Below are 17,587 nucleotides of genomic sequence, written 5' to 3'. Positions count from 1 at the left end.
GGGGAGGACGAACCGCGAAATGAGCCGCCGTTCCCAGGGATTACTCGGCATCTGGGCCGAGGCGCAGCGCCAGCAGCAACGCCGGACGGAGGCCGAGCACCGCGCCCGCGTGCAGCAGCAACGGGAACAGGAACGGCAGGCCCGCGCCGCCGAGCGCGCCATGGCCCGCATGCACCGCGAGCGGCAGACCGCCTACCGCCGGCAGCGCGAGGCCGACGCCCGCCGCCGCACCGAGGAACTCGACGCCCGCGTCACCGCCCTCACCGACCTGCTCGCCGACGGCTGCCGGGCCCCCGCCTTCACCGCCGACGCCCTGCTCCGCCCCGAGCGCGTCGAACCCTTCGCCCCCGGCGCCCTCGCCACCCCGGTGGCCATGCCCGACCCGGCCCGCTACCAGGCGCCGACCGGCGGGCTGCGCTCCGGCGTCCGCCGCGACCGCGACCGGCAGGAGGCCCGCGCCCGCTTCGAACAGGACTGGTACGCCGCCCAGTCCGCCGAGGCCCAGCGCCAGTCCCAACTGGCCGCCTACCGCCAGCAGTACGACCAGTGGGCGGCCGGCGCCCTCGACGGGATACGCCGGCACAACGCCGGCGTCCGGGAGCTGCTCGACGGCCTGCGCGCCGGCGACGCCGACGCCGTCGTCGAATACTTCTCCGCCGCCCTCTACGCCGGCACCTCCTGGCCCGAGGGCTTCCCCCGCCAACTCAGCGCCGGCTACGACACCGCCGCCCGCCAACTGGTCCTCGACTGGGAACTGCCCGGCTACGACGTCGTCCCCGCCGTCAAGGCCGTCCGCTACCTGCCCACCCCGGACGAGGAGCGGGAGACCGCCCGCCCGGCCGCCCAACGCCGGGCCCTCTACCGCGAGGTCATCGCCCAGAGCATGCTGCTGGTCCTGCACGACCTGTTCGCCGCGGACATCTTCGGCGCCCTGGACTCGGTGGCGCTCAACGGCTTCGTCGACGACGTCGACCCGGTCACCGGACGCCCCGCCACCCTCTTCCTCGCCACCGTCCTGGCCCCCCGCAGCGCCCTGGACTCCTACCACCTGGCCCAGGTCAGCGCCCCGGACTGCCTCACCGACGGGCTCCGCGGCCAGCTCTCCGCCCGCCCCGACCAGTGCACCCAGGTGCGCCCCGGCCGGCGGCCGGACGACGTCGCCGGTGGTGCGGTGGTCTCGCACGGCACCGACGGCGAGGCCGATCTGCACGCGATGGACCCGCTCGCCTTCGAGCAGTTGGTCGCCGAGCTGTTCCGCGCGATGGGCATGCAGGCCGTCACCACCCAGCGCTCGGGCGACGGCGGGATCGACGTGGACGCCCTGGACCCGGACCCGATCCGCGGCGGCAAGATCGTCGTACAGGTCAAGCGCTACCGCAACACCGTCCCGCCCACCGCGGTCCGCGACCTCTACGGGACCGTCCAGTCCGAGGGCGCCAACAAGGGCGTCCTGGTGACGACCTCCCAATTCGGGCCCGGCGCCCACCGCTTCGCCCAGGGGAAGCCGCTCACCCTGATCGCCGGCCCCGAACTCGTCGACCTGCTCGGCCGGTACGGGCTGCGCGGCCGCCTCGGACCCGACGACGCGGGCGCCGGCGCACCGGCGCCCGTCGACGCGGCGCCCGAGCACGTCACCCTCGCCATGAACTGGTCCGGCGCGGCCGCCCTCGACGTCTGCGCCCTGGTCTGCAAGGGCGCCGCGGTGCTCGACGACGACCACTTCGTCTTCTTCAACAACCCGGCCACACCGGACGGTTCGGTGCGGATGCTGTCCGGGGTGACGGAGGACCGCGCCGCGCTGCGGGTGCGCTTCGACACGCTGCCGCCCGCCGCCGACCGGCTGGTCCTGGTCGCCGCGGTCGACCAGGAGACCGACCCGGACGGCGACCTCGGCGGCTTCACCGACGCCCGGATCCGGCTGCTGGACACCGCGGGCGCCGAGTTGGACCGGCTCCCGGTCTCCGACGGGCGGCCCGGCGAACGGGCCCTGGTACTCGGCTCGTTCCGCCGCCGCACCGCCGATGACTGGGACTTCGTCCTCGGCGGCAAGGGCTATCCCGGTGGACTGGCCGCCCTGGTGGGCGACTTCGGCATCGAGGTGAGCTGAGACCGGCCGCCACCGCCGGTCAGCTCTGCCACAGCCGGGTCAGCACCTCGTTGACCACCTCGGGCCGGTCCTGGTGCGAGGCGTGGTCGGCGTCCGGCACCCGCACCAGCAGCGCCCCGGGCAGCCCCTCGTCCCACACCGTCACATGCGGCGGTTCCCCGTCCATGCCGGGCACCCTAGGTGCGGGCTCCCCCAAGGGGGCGCCAACAGGCCGGGGAGCGGGGAGTGTTGCCAGAATGGGTGTCGTAACCGGCTTACGGGGCAGTCGAGTTGGTGGTACATGTGACGGGGGCGGGTGTGCCGTGTGCCGTTGCCGGGTGCGTGCCGGGCCGCCGGGCGGGCGGTCGGGTGCCGCGAGGGGGCGTCACCGGGGCGCCGCGCGCGTTCACGGATGGTGATCGCCCCTGGTTCCCGGCCCGAGTCCCCGCCTGGCTTCCGGGGGCGCCCGCCGGGTCGCGGGACGAGCGGACCGCGATCCTCCGGTACGGTCCGCCCTCGGGGTGTGAAACCCTGGTGAAGGAGTAGTGCCCCGCCGACCGTCAGTGCGGCAGCCCAGGAAAGGACCGGAGGGCAGTGAGCGAGAGTGCGGCCGTCCGGCCCCGTAACCCGCGCGGACAGGGTGAGCGCCTGCGCGAGGAGCTGCTGCGGGCGACCGAACGCCTCCTGGAGGAGGTCGGCAGCGAGGACGCGCTGTCGCTGCGCGCGGTGGCCCGCGAGGCCGGTGTGGCGGCGCCGAGCATCTACCGGCACTTCGCCGACAAGACCGAACTGGTCTGGGCCACCCTGGAGATCAGCTACGAGCGGCTGGCGCACGCCATGACCGACGCCGCCGCGCAGGCCGACGACGGCGACCCGGTGGCCCGGCTGCGCGCCCAGCTCCGCGCCTACTGCCGCTACGCCATAGAGCACCCGGCCAACTACCGGCTGCTCTACGAGACCCGGCAGACCCCGGTCGGTCCCGAGCGGCTCGCCGGCCACCCGGCCGGACTCCTGGTGCGCAGCTGGCACCACGCGCTGACCGCCTGCGAGGAGGCCGGCTGGCGGGTGCGCGGCTCGCGCGCCGAGGCGCCGTACCTGCTGTGGTCGGCGGTGCACGGCCGGGTGATGATCTGGCAGGTCATGCCGAGCCGCAAGGACACCAGCCGGCTGGACGGGTTCGTGGAGGAGCTCATCGAGCTGCTGCTGGAGCGCTGAGCCGGGCTTCGAGGCCGACCGCCCGCTTCTCCTCTTCCCCCTCTCCTCCGCCCGTGGCGCCGCAAGGCCCTGGCCGTTCTCTTCCGGCCGGGGCCTTCGTGCTGTGCGTCCGCCCTCTGCCGGGCGTCGCCGGGTGTTCCCTTCCTCACGTTTCGACGGAAACCCCGGGGCGTTTACCCGATCATTACGTGTGTAAGTTTACAGTCGTTAGGCGAAGGATGACTCATGGCGCACACCCCGCGATGTGCGCACGAGGAGCGAGATGACCGAGATGATCGACACCACAGTTCCCGCGGCCCCGGCGCCGTTGCCCGTCCAGCCCCCGAGCGGCTGCCCCTTCGACCCCCCGACCGAGTTCGGCACCCTGCGCGCCGAGGAGCCGATCTCCAGGATCTCGCTCCCCGACGGCAGTTGGTCCTGGCTGGCCACCCGCTACGCCGACATCCGCGCGATCCTCGGCGACACCCGCTTCAGCTCCGACACCACCCTCCATGGCTACCCACTCAGCGGCATGACCGGCGGCGCCAGCACCAAGAACCGCGGCTTCATCCGCATGGACCCGCCGGAGCACACCCGGCTCCGCCGGATGGTCACCCGCGAGTTCATGGTCAAGCGCGTCGAGGCGCTGCGGCCGGAGATCCAGCGCCTCACCGACGAGCTGTGCGACGCGCTGGAGCGCCGGGCCGGCGAGCCGGTGGACCTGGTCGAGGCGCTCGCGCTGCCCGTCCCCTCGCTCGTCATCAGCCTGCTGCTGGGCGTCCCCTACGACGACCACGATGTCTTCCAGCGACTCACCGGCAAGCTGCTCTCCCGCACCATCGCCGAGGACGAGCGCGAGGCCGCCCGGGGCGAACTCCGCGACTACCTCGACCAGTTGGTCACCGCCAAGGAGAAGGAGCCGGGTGACGACATCCTCGGCCGGCTGATCGTCGAGCAGCAGCAGACCGGCGAGATCACCCACGACGAGGTCGCCGCGTTCGCCGCCCTGCTCCTGGTCGCCGGCCACGAGACCACCGCCAACATGATCGGCCTCAGCGCCCTGACGCTGATGCGCTCCCCGGAGACCGCCGAGCGGCTCCGCAGGGAACCGGGCCTGATCCGCGGTGCCGTCGAGGAACTGCTGCGCTTCCACAGCATCATCCGCAACGGCCCGCGCCGGGTCGCCACCACCGACATCGAGATCGGCGGCCGGCTCATCCGCGCCGGCGAGGGCGTCGTGGTGGCCGTCCCGTCCGGCAACCGCGACGCGACGGTCTTCGAAGCCCCCGACCGCCTCGACATCGCCCGGCCCAACTCCCAGCACCACGTCGCCTTCGGCTACGGCATCCACCAGTGTCTGGGCCAGGCCCTGGCCCGCGTCGAGCTCCAGGTGGTCATAGCCACCCTGCTCCGACGCTTCCCCACCATGCGGCCCGCCGTGCCCCTGGACGAGATCCCGTTCCGCACCGACATGGCCATCTACGGCTGCCACTCCCTGCCCGTCACCTGGTGACCGACCGGCCGCACCGATCGCACCGATCGCACCGACCGTCCCACCACCCGTCGACCGACCCCCACGGAGCCACCCCATGAAGATCACCATCGATGCCGAGAAGTGCTGCGCCGCCGGCCAGTGCGTGCTGGTCGCGCCCGAGGTCTTCGACCAGCGCGACGAGGACGGCGTGGTCGTCCTGCTGGACGCCGAGCCGCCGGCCGAGCAGCACGACGCGGTCCGCGAGGCGGCCGCCATCTGCCCCGCCGCCGTGATCGAGGTCCAGGAATGACCGCCCGCCCGATCGCGGTGGTCGGCGCCTCGGCGGCCGGGATCACCGCCGCCGAGGCCCTGCGCCGGGCCGGCTGGGAGGGCCCGCTGACCCTGATCGGCGACGAGCCCCACCTCCCGTACGACCGGCCGCCGCTGTCCAAGCAACTGCTGCACGGCGCCTGGGAGCCGGAGCGCCTGCTGCTGCGCAGCAAGGAGCAGATCGACCCGCTCGGCCTGGAGTTGCGGCTCGGCACCCGGGCCACCGGCCTCGACGTCGCCACCCGCACCCTCACCCTCGACGACGGCGAGCGCCTCGCCTGCGCCGGCGTGATCATCGCCACCGGCGTGGCGGCCCGCACGCTGCCCGCCGCCGACGGCCTCGCCGGGGTCTTCACCCTGCGCACCCTGGACGACGCACTGGCGCTGCGCGACCGGCTGTCCGGCGGCGCCCGCCGCCTGGTCGTGGTCGGCAACGGCGTCCTGGGCTGCGAAGCCGCCGCGGTCGCCCGGGAGTTGGGGCACGACGTTACCCTGATCGGCCGCCAGCCGGTGCCGATGGTCGCCGCCGTCGGCCCGGGAATCGGCGAGCTGCTCGCCGAGGAGCACACGGCCCGCGGCGTCCGGTTGCTGACCGGTGAGGTCGCCGAGTTCGAGGCCGCGAGCGATCCCGCGCCGGGAGCGCCGGCGCAGATCGGCGGCGTCCGGCTGGCCGACGGCAGCCGGCTCCCGGCCGATCTGGTGCTGCTCGCCATCGGCTCCGAGCCCGCCGTGGGCTGGCTCGCCGACCCGGCGCTGGACACCACCGACGGCCTCGGCTGCGACGCCTACTGCGCCGCCGCCCCCGGCATCTACGCCGCCGGCGACGTGGCCCGCTGGGAGCACCCGCTGCACGGCCGCCCGCTCCGCTTCGAGCACCGGATGAACGCCACCGAGCAGGCCATGGCCGCCGCCCGCAACCTCGTCGCCGAGCTGACCGCCGAGCGCGCCGCCGAGGACGACGGCACGGGCGAGGGTGCGGAACGGCCCGAGCGCCGCCCGTTCGCCCCCGTGCCGTACTTCTGGTCCGACCAGTACGGCCTCAAGCTCCAGGCGTACGGGCTGACCGCCGGCGCCGACCAGGTCGAGACCACCGTCCTGGAGCACGACGCCCGCCGCGCCGTCGCGCTCTTCGGCCGGGACGGCCTGGCCGTCGGCGTGCTGGCCTGCGCCCTGCCGCCGCGCCAGATACGGGCCCTGCGCGCCGTGGTCGCCACCCCCGTCCCCTGGGAGGAGGCGCGCGAGCGGGTCCGGGAGGCCACCACCGCCGGCTAACGGCCCGGCAGTTGCTCAGCAGCCGCTGGTCAGTAACGTTGCTCGCCGCCAGTTGCCTCAGCGGCTGCGGTTCGCCGGCTGCCGCCCACCGGCCGCGGATCACCGTCGTCTTGGGGCCGGACGGCACCCCCCCGTCGGCCGTCCGGCGCCCACGAAGCGGACGCCGGGTGGGCGTCGGCGGAGAGTGGGCGCGCCGACGGGCGCAGCGCCCAGCCCCGGCACCCCGCACGGTGTCCGATCATGGAGAGATGACCGACTCGTACGTGCGGGTGCGCGGCGCCCGTGAGCACAATCTCCGCGGCATCGATGTGGACATCCCGAGGGACGCGCTGGTCGCGTTCACCGGGGTGTCCGGATCGGGCAAGTCCTCGCTCGCCTTCGGCACCCTCTACGCCGAGGCGCAGCGCCGCTACTTCGAGTCGGTCGCCCCCTACGCCCGGCGGCTGATCCACCAGGTCGGCGCGCCCAAGGTCGAGGAGATCAGCGGACTGCCGCCGGCCGTCGCCCTGGAGCAGCGCCGCTCCGCGCCCACCTCCCGCTCCTCGGTCGGCACCGTCACCACCCTCTCCAACACCCTGCGGATGCTCTACTCCCGCGCCGGCGACTACCCGCGGGGCAGCACCGAACGGCTCGACTCCGACGCCTTCTCGCCCAACACCGCCGCCGGCGCCTGCCCGGAGTGCCACGGGCTCGGCACCGTCCACCGCGTCACCGAGGACTCCCTCGTTCCCGACCCGTCGCTCTCCGTCCGCGACGGCGCCGTCGCCGCCTGGCCCGGCGCCTGGCAGGGCAAGAACCTCCGCGACATCCTCGCCACCCTCGGCCATGACATCGACCGCCCCTGGCGCGAGCTCCCGGCCGCCGACCGCGAGTGGATCCTGTTCACCGACGAACAACCCGTCGTCACCGTCCACCCGGTACGCGAGGCCGGCCGCATCCAACGCCCCTACCAGGGCCAGTACATGAGCGCCCGGCGTTACGTCCTGCACACCTTCGCCGACTCCAAGAGCGAGACCCTGCGCAAGCGCGTCCGCCAGTTCATGACCGCCGAGCCGTGCCCGGTGTGCGACGGCCGCCGGCTGCGCCCGGAGGCGCTGGCGGTCACCTTCGAGGGCCGGGACATCGCCGCCCTCGCCGGCCTCCCGCTCAGCACCCTCGCCGCGCTTCTTCGCCCCACCGCGGACCGCCCCGGCGACGACCCCGCCCCCACACTCGCCCGCGACCTCCTCGCCCGCATCGAGGTCCTCACCGAACTCGGCCTGGGCTACCTCAGCATGGACCGCCCGGCGCCCACCCTCTCCGCCGGCGAACTCCAACGCCTGCGCCTGGCCACCCAGTTGCGCTCCGGCCTCTTCGGCGTGGTCTACGTCCTGGACGAACCCTCCGCCGGCCTGCACCCCGCCGACACCGAGGCGCTGCTCACCGTGCTCGGCCGCCTCAAGGAGGCCGGCAACACCCTCTTCGTCGTCGAGCACGACATGGACGTGGTCCGGCGCGCCGACTGGCTCGTGGACATCGGCCCGCGCGCCGGCGAACACGGCGGCCGGGTCCTGCACAGCGGCCCGGTCGCCGCCCTCGCGGACGCCGAGCACTCCGCCACCCGCCGCTTCCTCTTCGCCGCCGAACCGCCCCCCGCCCGCACCCCGCGCGCCCCCACCGGCACCCTCGCCCTGCACGGCGTCACCCTCCACAACCTCCGCGACCTGGACGCGACGTTCCCGCTCGGCGTCTTCACCGCCGTCACCGGCGTCTCCGGTTCCGGCAAGTCCACCTTGGTCACCCGGGTCCTCGCGGAGGCCGTCCAGGACCGCCTGGGCACCGCGGACGCCCGCCCGGGCGCCGACGAGCCGGACGGCACCGACGCGGACGCCCCCGCACCCGCGGCCCGCGCCCAACTCGCCGACGCCACCGGCCTGGACGCCGTGGACCGGCTGGTCCGCGTCGACCAGAAGCCCATCGGCCGCACCCCGCGCTCCAACCTCGCCACCTACACCGGTCTGTTCGACGCCGTCCGCAAGGTCTTCGCCGCCACCGACGAGGCCCGCGCCCGCGGCTACACCGCCGGCCGGTTCTCCTTCAACGTGCCCGCCGGCCGCTGCGAGACCTGCCAGGGCGAGGGCTTCACCGCCGTCGAACTCCTCTTCCTGCCCGGCACCTACGCCCCCTGCGCCAACTGCCGCGGCGCCCGCTACAACCCCGAGACCCTCCAGATCACCCACCGCGGCCGCACCATCGCCGACGTCCTGGCCCTCACCGTCGACGACGCCGCGGAGTTCCTCGCCGACGTCCCCGCCGCCGCCCGCAGCCTGCGCACCCTGAAGGACGTCGGCCTCGGCTACCTCCGGCTCGGCCAGCCCGCCACCGAACTCTCCGGCGGCGAGGCCCAGCGCATCAAGCTCGCCACCGAACTCCAGCGGGCCCGCCGCGGCCACACCCTCTACCTCCTCGACGAGCCCACCACCGGCCTGCACCCCGCCGACACCGAGGTGTTGCTGCGCCAGTTGCACGGCCTGGTCGACGCGGGCAACACCGTCGTGGTCGTGGAGCACGACATGGGCGTGGTGGCGGGCGCCGACCACGTCATCGACCTCGGCCCCGGCGGCGGGGCCGAGGGCGGCCGGATCGTCGCCGCCGGCACCCCCGCCGAGGTCGCCGCGTCCCCCGACAGCCGCACCGCCGGATACCTCGCCCGCCACCGGGGAGACGCGCCCCGGCGGTCGCGCCACGACGGACGCCAGTGACCGGACCTCAGGCCGGGGCTCCGCGCCGGCGGGGCCGCCCTGGGGCGGGCGCTGACCGGCCCGCGCGGCCGGACCAGCACCGCCCTGGTCTCCGCCGCGGTGACCTCAGCGCCCGCCGTCGCCCCGCTGCTGCGCGGCTGAGGCGAGCGCCGCCGGCGTCCCCACCGGCGGCGGCTGGCGGGCTCATCCTCGGGCCCGCACTCCGACGCGTCGAGAGGGTCCCGGGTGGCCCGGCAGAGCGTCAGATGCGCCCCGAATCCGGCGCGTTGGCCAGCTCCGACTTCCGGTAGGAGTACGAGAAGTAGATGACCAGGCCGAGCAGGAACCACACCACGAACCGCACCCAGGTCTGCCACTCCAGGAACGTGATCAGCCACAGCGAGAAGCACACCCCGAGCGCCGGCACCACCGGCATGCCCGGCGTGCGGAACGTCCGCGGCAGCTCCGGGCGCTTGTAGCGCAGCACGATCACCGAGACGCACACCACCACGAACGCCAACAGGATGCCGATGTTGGTCAGTTCGGCGGCCTCCCCGATCGGCAGGAAGCCGGCGATCAGCGCGGAGGCGACCCCGACGATCCAGGTGACCCGGACCGGCACGTGGTGGGTGGCGCTGGTCTTGGCGAACCACTTCGGCAGCAGCCCGTCCCGGCTCATCGAGAACCACACCCGGGTGACTCCCAACATGAAGGTGAACATGACCGTGAGGATGCCGATGATCGCGCCGACCGCGATCACGTCCGCCAGCGCGTCCAGCCCGACCGACTTGAACGCGGTCGAGAAGCCGCTCTCCGGGTCGATGTGCCGGTAGTCCTGCATGCCCGTCAACACCAGGCAGGCCAGCACGTACAGCACCATCGAGATGGCCAGCGAGTACATGATCGCCCTGGGCATGTGGCGCTGCGCGTCCCGGGACTCCTCGGCCGCGGTGCTCATCGCGTCGTAGCCGAAGACCGCGAAGAAGACGGTGGCCGCGCCGGTGAACGCGCCGCCCACCCCGAACGGGAAGAACGGGCGGTAGTTGGCGGTGTCGATGTGGAGGAAGCCGACCGCGATCACCAGCAGCACCACCAGCACCTTCAGCCCGACCACGACCGTCTCGAAGCGGGCGGCGTTCTTGATGCCCAGGGTCAGCAGATAGGCGATCAACAGGCAGAGCACCGAGGCGAAGAGGTCCACCCGGTGCCCGGGTCCGGTGCCGGGTGCGCCGAGCATCCAGGCCGGCAGCCGTAGCCCCAACTCGCCGAGCAGGAAGGCGAAGTAGCCGGAGATGCCGATCGCCACCACCGCGACGATCGCGGTGTACTCCAGCAGCAGGTCCCAGCCGATGAACCAGCCGGCGAGCTCGCCGAGCACCGCATAGCCATAGGTGTAGGCCGAGCCCGCCTTCGGGATCAGCCCGGCGAACTCGGCGTAGGAGAAGGCCGCGGCGGCGCTGGCCACGCCCGCGATGAGGAAGGAGACCAGGACCGCCGGGCCGGCCTTCTCGTGCGCGACGGTGCCGGCCAGGGTGAAGATGCCGGCGCCGATGATGCCGCCGACGCCGATCGCGGTGAGTTGCCACAGCCCCAGCTCGCGGGTGAGTTGCTGGGCGGCGCCGCCCTCCGGCTCCTCGATGTGCTCGATGGGCTTGCGGCGCCATACGCCCTGACCCGCGCGCAACAGGCGTGCCATGGATGATCCTCCGTACGCTCGGTGCGTTCCGTCGTGGTGCGACGGCGGATCATCATGGACTGCCGGCGGGGCCGGACGAAGGCGGCGCGGCGGCGGGGGAGCCAATCGGCCCCGGGGCCTCCTAGTCGGCGCCCTCCAGCCGGAAGCCGACCTTCAGACCGACCTGGTAGTGGTCGATCCGGCCCTCGACGATGTGGCCGCGGACCTGCGTGATCTCGAACCAGTCGAGGTTGCGCAGGGTGCCCGAGGCGCGCCTGATGCCGTTCTGGATCGCGGCGTCCACGCTCTGCTGGGACGTCCCCACGATCTCGGTCACGCGGTACGTGCGGTCGGTCACGGTGGTCTCCCTCGCCGGGGCGGCGCTCCGCCCGTCCACCCTCCACCGTGCCTCAGCCCGGCCCGGCCCACCAGCGGAGCCGGAACGGGCCGGCCGGCGACCTACGGCACGACCGTGACCGGCCACCGCCCGGCCTTGACCAGCCGCACCGCGACCGACCCCATGATGCGGTGCCCGGCCGACTCCGAGGCGCCGACCACCACCGCGTCCGCCTTCAGCTCGTCGGCCATCTGCACCATGCCGTTGTACGGGTCGCCGCGCAGGGTGTGGAACTCCCACCGCAGGTGGTATATCCCGTCGATGCGCTCGGTGGCCTCGCGGATCTCGGCCATCAGTTCCTCGGCGACCTCGTTGGTGGCGTCCATCACCGGCGCGCCCATCGCGGCGCCGGTCGCCAGCACCGGCTGGACGTAGACCATCACCAGCTTCGACCCCTGCCGCCTGGCCAGCCCGGCCGCGTACGCCGCGGCGCGCCAGGACGAGTCGGAGCCGTCGACGCCGACGACGATGACCTTCGGGCCGTCCGTTCCGCGCTCGAAAGGCGCGGCTGCGTTGTCCTCCACACCTGCGAGGTTATCCGCACACGCGTGCTGTCGGGTTCAGGGGCCGGGGAGTTGGGCGTCGCCGCCCTCCGGCGCGGCGGGCGCGGGCGGCCAGCGGCCCGGGTCGAGCACCCCCAGCACGTACGCCCTGGCGACCAGCGCGGTGCGGCCCTGGACGCGCCAGCGGCGGGCCAGCCGGGTCAGGTGGTAGTTGACCCCGTCCACCGTCAGCCCCAGGGCACTGCCGATCGCCGCGGTGGTGGCGCCGCCCGCCGCCAGCGCCAGGATCCGGGCCTCCACGGGGCTGGTGGCGGCGCGCGGCGCGGGCGGCGGGGCGGCGGCCGCGGACCCGGTCTCCTCCCACAACAGGGCCAGCAGCGCCGGCGGTTCGGCGGACGGGTCGCCGACCGGATCGATCGTCAGCTCCCCGTGCCGCTCCGGTTCCCCGGGCGCGGTCCGCCAGCGCACCCGCACCGGATAGCGGGACCGGCGGCCCAGCCGCAGCGCCTCCATGATCCGGACGATCTGCGCCGGGTCGCGGGGCCGGAAGCGGTCGAGCAGGTTGCGGCCGCGGAGTTGGCCGGGGACCGCGCCCCACTGCGCGGCCATCGCCGGATTGGCGATCAGCACCTCACCGTCGGCCCGGCACACCGCGATCGGGGTGGGGATGCGGTACAGCAGCATCACGAAGTAGTCCCGGAACGGGTTCACCGGGGACGGGCCCGGCGGCCGGGAGCACTCCGCCGCCGCGCCCCCGTCGTCCTCCCGGGCACCACCGCCCGTCGCCCTGTCCATCGCCCGGTTTCCGTCCCTTCTCCCGTACACCGGTCGCCCTTGCGCATCCCCGCCGCGGGCGCAAGGGTGCCGGGCGAGGAACCACTGCACAATCATGCAGTTCGCCGGGTAAGGGACGGTCATCGGGCCGGTCACGCTGGAGTCATGACCGACACCATCGCGCCCCAGACGGGCGACCGCGCCACCGCCGCCGCGAGCCTCCCGGTCGCCGACCTCACGACGACCGGGATCAGCAACACGCCCATCCAGCAGGCCATGGAGCTGGCCCGGGTCCACGGCCCGGCGTATCTGCGCAAGTTCGGCGCCCGCGAGACGCTGTTCCTCTCCTCCCTCGACCTAGTCACCGAGGTCTCCGACGAGACCCGCTTCGCCAAGGGCGTCTCGGTGGTGCTGGAGGACGTCCGGGAGTTCGCCGGTGACGGTCTGTTCACCGCCTACAACGAGGAGCCGAACTGGGCCCGCGCCCACGAGGTCCTGATGCCGGCCTTCGCGTTGGGCTCGATGCGGACGTACCACCCGGCGATGCTGAGGGTCGCCCGTCGGGTGACGGCGGCCTGGGACCGACGGCTGGCCGAGGGCCGCCCGGTCGAGGTCGCCGAGGACATGACCCGGATGACGCTGGACACCATCGGACTGGCCGGATTCGGCTTCGACTTCGAGTCGTTCTCCCGGGACACCCCGCATCCCTTCGTCGAGGCGATGGTCCGCTGCCTCCAGTGGAGCATGGCCAAGTTCGCCCGCACGCCCGGCGGCGACCACTCCGCCGCCGACGCGGCGTTCCGCGCGGACGCCGACTACCTCGCCTCCGTCGTCGACGAGGTGATCGCCGCCCGCACGGCCGGTGGGGAGCGCCGCGACGACGACCTGCTGGGCCTGATGCTCGCCGCCACGGAGGCCGGCGGCGCGCACCAGGGGCCGGTCCTGGACCTCGCCAACATCCGCAACCAGGTCATCACCTTCCTGATCGCCGGCCACGAAACCACCTCCGGCGCCCTCTCGTTCGCCCTGTACCACCTGCTGAAGGACCCGCTCGCGCTGCGGCTGGCGCAGCGCGAGGCGGACGAACTCTGGGGCGACGACCCGGACCCGGACCCCACCTTCGAGGACATCGGCAGGCTCCCCTTCACCCGCCAGGTGCTGGGCGAGGCGCTGCGGCTGTGGCCCACCGCCGCCGCCTTCACCCGCCAGGCCCGCACCGACACCGTCCTCGGCGGCCGCTACCCGATCGCCGCCGGCCAACTGGTCACCGTGCTCACGCCGATGCTGCACCGCGACCCGGTCTGGGGCGACAACCCCGACGCGTTCGACCCGTTCCGCTTCACCCCGGAGGCCGAGGCGGCCCGCTCCCCGCACGCCTACAAGCCGTTCGGCACCGGTGAACGCGCCTGCATCGGGCGGCAGTTCGCGCTGCACGAGGCCACCATGCTGCTGGCCCTGCTGGTGCACCGCTACCGGCTGGTCGACCACGCCGACTACCGGCTCCGCATCAAGGAGACCCTCACCCTCAAGCCCGACGGCTTCACCCTCGCCCTGGCCCCGCGCACCCCCGCCGACCGGGCCGCGGTCCGCGCCGCGCTCGCCGTGCTGCCCGGCGGCCCGGTCGACCGGGCCGCCCCCGGCGCCGCGCCCGACGACGGCCTGCCCACCCGCGTCCCGCAGGACACCGGGCTGCTCCTGCTGCACGGCAGCAACTACGGCACCTGCCGGGAGTTCGCCGAGCGGCTCGCCGACGAGGCCACCGGCCTGGGCTTCGCCCCCGAGGTCGCGCCGCTGGACGCGCACGCCGGCGGCCTGCCCACCGACCGCCCGATCGTCCTCGTCGCCGCCTCCTACAACGGCCAACCGACCGACGACGCCGCCGCGTTCACCGCCTGGCTCACCGCCGCCCCCGAGGGATCCACCGCCGGCGTCCACTTCGCCGTGCTGGGCGTCGGCGACCGCAACTGGGCCGCCACCTACCAGCAGGTCCCCACCCTGCTCGACGACCGGCTGGCCGCGCTCGGCGGCGAGCGGCTGCTGCCCCGCGCCGAGGCCGACGCCTCCGGCGAACTGGCCACCGCCGTCGCGCAGTTCGCCGCCGCGCTCCGCACCGAGCTGCTGACCCGCTACGGCGACCCGGCGACCGCCGGCGCCCCCGACGGCACCGGAAGCGAAGCCGCCGACCCCGGCTACGCCGTCACCGAGCTCACCGGCGGCCCGCTCGACGCGCTCGCCGCCCGCCACGGCCTCGTCCCGATGGTCGTCACCGAGGCGCACGACCTGACCGCCGAGGGCTGGCCCCGTCCCAAGCGCTTCCTGCGGCTGGCCTTCCCCGACGGCGTCACCTACCGCACCGCCGACCACCTCGCCGTGCTGCCGGTCAACACCCCCGAGGCGGTGGACCGCGCCGCCCGGGCGCTCGGCGTCGACCTCGACACCCTGCTGTCGCTCCGCCCGCCCACGGGCCGCCCGACCCGCGCCACCCTCCCCGTCGACCGTCCTCTGACGGTGCGCCAACTCCTCACGCATCATGTCGAGTTGGGATCGCGTCCGGGCCGCGAGCAGGTGGCGCTGCTCGCCGCGCACAACCCCTGCCCGCCCGAGCGGCACGCCCTGGAACGCCTCCCCGAGGACGACCCGCGCACCGTCGTCGAGCTGATCGAGGCGCACCCGGCGCTGCGCGGCGCGCTGCCCTGGCCGGCGGTGCTGGAACTGCTGCCCCCGCTGCGCCCGCGGCACTACTCGCTGTCCTCGTCGCCCGCCGCCGACCCCCGGCACGCCGAGCTGATGGTCTCGTTGCTGCCCGGCGGCACCGGCTCCACGCATCTGCACGCAGTGCGCCCCGGTGACGTCCTGCTGGCCCGGGTCCAGCCGTGCCGGGAGGCGTTCCGGCTCGACCCGGCCGACGACACCCCGGTCATCATGGTCGCCGCCGGCACCGGACTGGCGCCGTTCCGCGGCGCCGTCGCCGACCGCGTGGCCGCCGGCCAACGGGGCCCGGCCCGGCTCTACTTCGGCTGCGACGACCCCGAAGGCGACTTCCTGCACGCCGCCGAGTTCGCCGCCGCCGAGCGGGCCGGTGCGGTCGCCGTCCACCCCGTCTTCAGCGCCCGCCCCGAGAACGGCCACCGCTTCGTCCAGCACCGGATCGCGGCCGAGGCCGAGGAGGTGTGGGAGCTGCTGCGGGCCGGCGCCCGGGTCTACGTCTGCGGCGACGGCAGCCGGATGGCGCCCGGCGTGCGGGACGCCTTCCGCGCGGTGCACCGGGCCGCCACCGGCGCCTCGGAGCGGGAGTCCGAGGCGTGGCTGCGCGAACTGACCGCCGCCGGCCGCTACATCGAGGACGTCTACGCGGCCGGCTGACGCCCGGTCACACCCCGGCGGCGGGCGCGGGACCACCCCGCACCCGCCGCCGCCTCACTTGCCCGACTTCCCGGACTTCCCGGAGCGGGCCGCCGGCGCCGGCGCCGACTTCCCCGACAACTGCACCACCAGCAACACCACGCCGGTCATCAGGAAGTTGCGGACCGCGGCCTCCACCCCGTTCCACGCCTTCGACTGCCACATCGCGAACCACTCGCCGCCGATCGCCCAGAACCCGGCGCCGAACAGCAGCATCATCATCAGCAGCCCGGTGGTGGCCAGCCGCCGCGCCGCCGCGTCACCGGATCCCCGGCGGAGCACCCCCACCGCCGTCGCCGCCACCAGCGCCGCCACCGACTCCCAGGCGATGATGCCCACGTAGGCGGCGTCCTGCACCGAGTGCGAGGTGATGGCCCGCCACATCAGGTCCGGGTCCTTGAAGGTGGTGTCCATCGCCAGGACATGGCGGACATATGCCTGATTGGTTCCGAAGTCGGTGATGTTGCCGAAGGCGACCAGCGCGATGTAGAGCGCGACGATCCCCGTCAACACCACCGCCGCCCATGACAGTCCGCCCGACCCCGTCCCGCCGTTCCCCCGGTTCCGCATCCGTACATCCTTTCGTTTCGGTGGTTCGCGACGCCGACCGTATCGCGTCCGTTCCGGTGTCCGCTCCGCACCTCCTGCCGCGCCGTCAACTCCCGTACGCTCCTGACTGACCAGGCAGGACGCGAGGGGAAGCGGGGAACATGAACCGGAAGCGGTGTGCGGGAACGGTCGCCGTGGCGGCGGCGGCGATGATCGCGGCACCCGGCGCGGCAGGCGCCGAGACGACCGCCACGACGACCTCCACCGGCTACGGCACCAGCACCGCCGTCGGCGTCCACAACGCCTACGAGAAGGCCAAGTACCCCTACTTCGCCGACGCGTTGGACTCCGGCGCCGCGCTCATCGAGGTGGACGTGTGGACCAACGGCCTGGGCGGCACCTGGCGCGTCTCGCACAGCAACCCGATGGGGAACTACAGCAACTGCGTGGGCGCCGGCACCGCCGCCGAACTGCGCACCAAGGACCGCAACCAGGACTTCGCCGGCTGCCTCGCCGACCTCCGCGCCTGGCACGACGCGCACCCCGGCCACCGCCCGATCCTCATCAAGGTCGAGATGAAGGACGGCTTCAACGCCAAGAAGGGCCGCGGCCCGGCCGAGTTCGACGCGCTGGTCCGCGACAAGCTGGGGGACGCCGTCTACGGGCCCGGCGACCTCGCGGCCGGCCACGCCACCCTGGACGAGGCGGTCCGGTCCGGCGGCTGGCCGTCCCGCGCCGACCTGACCGGCACCTTCCTCTTCGAGCTCATACCGGGCACCGTCGAGGAGCACAACCCGCTCGACCGGCTGTGGACCGACGTCGAATACGCCGGCCACCTCAAGGACCTCGCCGCGCGGGGCGAGTTGAGGCGAGCCACCGCGTTCCCCGCCGTACACGGCGCCGCCCCCGGCGACCCCCGGGAGCGCTACGCCGACCCCGCCCTGCGCCCCTGGTTCGTGGTCTTCGACGGCGACGCGGCCACCTACCTGGGCGGCACCATCGACACGTCCTGGTACGACACCCGCCACTACCTGCTCATCATGACCGACGCCCACAAGGTCCCGCCGGCCCTGGACGCCACCCACCCCACCGAGGCCGAGGCCCGCGCCCGGGTCGCGCAACTCGCCGCCGCGCACGCCAGCTTCGCCACCGCCGACTGGTACCCGCTGCCGGCCGTCCTGCGCACCGTGCTGCCGCGCGGCGGCGCCTGA

General features: G+C 74.1%; 14 protein-coding genes. 8 read left to right on the top strand and 6 right to left on the bottom strand.

Features of this window, described 5'->3' with window-relative positions:
* The first annotated feature begins 19 nt into the window (after positions 1–19).
* Complete coding sequence (locus PV796_RS07975; protein ID WP_274912222.1) at positions 20–2,107, top strand: restriction endonuclease; 2,088 nt, start codon at positions 20–22, stop codon at positions 2,105–2,107.
* Positions 2,108–2,126: 19 nt separating this feature from the next.
* Here PV796_RS07975 and PV796_RS07970 read toward each other — a convergent pair whose 3' ends face one another.
* Complete coding sequence (locus PV796_RS07970; protein WP_274912221.1) at positions 2,127–2,273, bottom strand: hypothetical protein; 147 nt, start codon at positions 2,271–2,273, stop codon at positions 2,127–2,129.
* Positions 2,274–2,680: 407 nt separating this feature from the next.
* On the opposite strand from PV796_RS07970, the gene PV796_RS07965 reads away from it, so the two are divergent.
* The 5 genes from PV796_RS07965 to uvrA all read left to right on the top strand — a co-directional run bounded on the left by PV796_RS07965 (position 2,681) and on the right by uvrA (position 9,097).
* Positions 2,681–3,301, top strand: coding sequence for a TetR/AcrR family transcriptional regulator (locus tag PV796_RS07965; RefSeq protein ID WP_274912220.1), 621 nt, complete (start codon positions 2,681–2,683; stop codon positions 3,299–3,301).
* Positions 3,302–3,563: 262 nt separating this feature from the next.
* Positions 3,564–4,793, top strand: a complete 1,230-nt coding sequence (locus PV796_RS07960) for a cytochrome P450 (RefSeq protein ID WP_274912219.1) — start codon at positions 3,564–3,566, stop codon at positions 4,791–4,793.
* Positions 4,794–4,869: 76 nt separating this feature from the next.
* On the top strand, positions 4,870–5,064 hold the full coding sequence (locus PV796_RS07955; RefSeq protein WP_274912218.1) for a ferredoxin: 195 nt from the start codon (positions 4,870–4,872) through the stop codon (positions 5,062–5,064).
* Complete coding sequence (locus tag PV796_RS07950) at positions 5,061–6,356, top strand: NAD(P)/FAD-dependent oxidoreductase (protein WP_274912217.1); 1,296 nt, start codon at positions 5,061–5,063, stop codon at positions 6,354–6,356. The genes PV796_RS07955 and PV796_RS07950 overlap by 4 nt, the downstream gene beginning before the upstream one ends.
* 248 nt (positions 6,357–6,604) lie before the next feature.
* A complete protein-coding gene (gene uvrA / locus PV796_RS07945) occupies positions 6,605–9,097 on the top strand; it encodes an excinuclease ABC subunit UvrA (protein WP_274912216.1) in 2,493 nt (830 codons plus the stop codon).
* A gap of 241 nt (positions 9,098–9,338) precedes the next feature.
* Here the strand turns inward: uvrA and PV796_RS07940 are convergent, their stop codons facing one another.
* From PV796_RS07940 to PV796_RS07925, 4 genes are all read right to left on the bottom strand, one after another.
* Complete coding sequence (locus tag PV796_RS07940) at positions 9,339–10,772, bottom strand: amino acid permease (protein ID WP_274912215.1); 1,434 nt, start codon at positions 10,770–10,772, stop codon at positions 9,339–9,341.
* 121 nt (positions 10,773–10,893) lie between these two features.
* Positions 10,894–11,109: a dodecin gene (locus PV796_RS07935; protein WP_274912214.1), complete on the bottom strand. Its 216-nt coding sequence runs from the start codon at positions 11,107–11,109 to the stop codon at positions 10,894–10,896.
* A 101-nt stretch (positions 11,110–11,210) separates the two neighbouring features.
* Positions 11,211–11,672 (bottom strand): universal stress protein, encoded by a 462-nt coding sequence (locus PV796_RS07930; protein WP_274912213.1) that lies wholly within the window; start codon positions 11,670–11,672, stop codon positions 11,211–11,213.
* Positions 11,673–11,708: 36 nt separating this feature from the next.
* Positions 11,709–12,446, bottom strand: coding sequence for a PAS domain-containing protein (locus tag PV796_RS07925; RefSeq protein WP_446750571.1), 738 nt, complete (start codon positions 12,444–12,446; stop codon positions 11,709–11,711).
* 144 nt (positions 12,447–12,590) lie between these two features.
* Between PV796_RS07925 and PV796_RS07920 the strand changes: the two genes are divergently transcribed.
* Positions 12,591–15,788 carry a cytochrome P450 gene (locus PV796_RS07920; protein ID WP_274912212.1) on the top strand — a complete coding sequence of 1,066 codons (3,198 nt, stop codon included), beginning with the start codon at positions 12,591–12,593 and terminating at the stop codon, positions 15,786–15,788.
* 54 nt (positions 15,789–15,842) lie between these two features.
* Here the strand turns inward: PV796_RS07920 and PV796_RS07915 are convergent, their stop codons facing one another.
* On the bottom strand, positions 15,843–16,397 hold the full coding sequence (locus PV796_RS07915; protein ID WP_274912211.1) for a DUF2165 domain-containing protein: 555 nt from the start codon (positions 16,395–16,397) through the stop codon (positions 15,843–15,845).
* Between the two features lie 140 nt (positions 16,398–16,537).
* Between PV796_RS07915 and PV796_RS07910 the strand changes: the two genes are divergently transcribed.
* Entirely contained in the window at positions 16,538–17,587 is a 1,050-nt protein-coding gene (locus tag PV796_RS07910) for a phosphatidylinositol-specific phospholipase C domain-containing protein (RefSeq protein ID WP_274912210.1), read from the top strand.

Source organism: Streptomyces sp. WZ-12 (genome assembly GCF_028898845.1).
Taxonomy (GTDB): Bacteria; Actinomycetota; Actinomycetes; order Streptomycetales; family Streptomycetaceae; genus Streptomyces.
The sequence above is the reverse complement of the archived record's forward strand: the minus strand, read 5'-3'. Positions and strand labels throughout refer to the sequence as shown.